The sequence below is a fragment of the Clostridium thailandense genome, from assembly GCF_019207025.1.
GTDB classification, from domain to species: domain Bacteria; phylum Bacillota; class Clostridia; order Clostridiales; family Clostridiaceae; genus Clostridium_AM; species Clostridium_AM thailandense.
On record NZ_JAEEGC010000143.1, the window covers coordinates 1 to 1,418 of the forward strand.

Sequence of the window (1,418 nt, forward strand, 5' to 3'; positions counted from 1 at the left end):
CATATTTCATATGCGTTTATTGATGTAGCAGCAATATTCCCTATAACTCCATCATCACCAATGGCTGAACACGTTGATGAATGGGTAGCACAAGGAAGAAAAAATATTTTTGGACAAACTGTAAAAGTTATGGAAATGGAATCAGAAGGCGGAGCAGCAGGAGCTGTTCACGGTTCATTACAAGCAGGTGCATTAACATCTACATATACTGCATCACAAGGTCTTTTACTTATGATACCTAACATGTACAAAGTAGCTGGAGAACTTCTACCAGGAGTATTCCATGTATCAGCAAGAGCACTTGCTGCTAACTCACTTAACATATTTGGAGATCATCAAGACGTTATGGCTTGTAGACAAACTGGTTTTGCAATGCTTGCAGAAAGTTCAGTACAACAAGTTATGGACTTATCAGCAGTAGCTCACTTAGCAGCAATAAAAGGAAGAGTTCCATTTTTAAACTTCTTTGATGGATTTAGAACTTCACATGAAGTACAAAAGATCGAAGTTTTAGAATATGATGAGTTGAAGAACTTAGTTGATATGGATGCTGTAAATGCATTTAGAAGAAGAGCATTAAATCCAGATCACCCAGTAACTCGTGGTACTGCTCAAAATGCAGATATATACTTCCAGGAAAGAGAAGTTTCAAATAAATATTATGAAGCAATTCCAGAAATAGTAGAAAACTATATGTCTGAAATAACTAAGTTAACAGGAAGAGAATACCACTTATTCAATTACTATGGAGCACCAGATGCTGAAAGAATGGTAATAGCTATGGGTTCAGTATGTGATGCAATAGAAGAAACAATAGACTACCTAATGGCTAAAGGAGAAAAAGTTGGTTTATTAACTGTTCACTTATATAGACCATTCTCATTAGATCATTTCTTCAAATATATACCAGAAACTGTTAAGAAAATAGCTGTTCTTGACAGAACTAAAGAACCAGGTTCAATAGGAGAACCATTGTACTTAGATGTTAAAAACGCATACTATGAAAGAGACTTTAAGCCAACAATAGTTGGAGGAAGATATGGATTAGGTTCAAAAGACCCAGTTCCATCACAACTTCTTCCAATATTCGAAAACTTAAAATTAGAAGCTCCAAAGAATGGATTTACAATTGGTATAGTTGATGACGTAACTAACACTTCATTACCAGTTGGAGAAGATATAGATGCAACACCAGCAGGAACTAAGGCTTGTAAATTCTGGGGTCTTGGATCAGATGGTACTGTTGGAGCAAACAAGAGTGCTATAAAGATCATAGGAGATCATACAGATATGTATGCACAAGGATATTTCTTCTATGACTCAAAGAAATCAGGTGGAATAACAGTTTCACACTTAAGATTTGGTAAGACTCCAATTAAGTCACCATACTTAATAAACAAAGCTGATTTCGTAGCTTT

1 protein-coding gene is annotated in these 1,418 nt (G+C 35.5%); it reads left to right on the plus strand.

Annotated features, from left to right (window positions below):
• Positions 1-1,418, plus strand: a 1,418-nt coding sequence (locus tag I6U48_RS23960) for a 2-oxoacid:acceptor oxidoreductase family protein (protein ID WP_218323005.1), incomplete at both ends; no start/stop codon positions are given.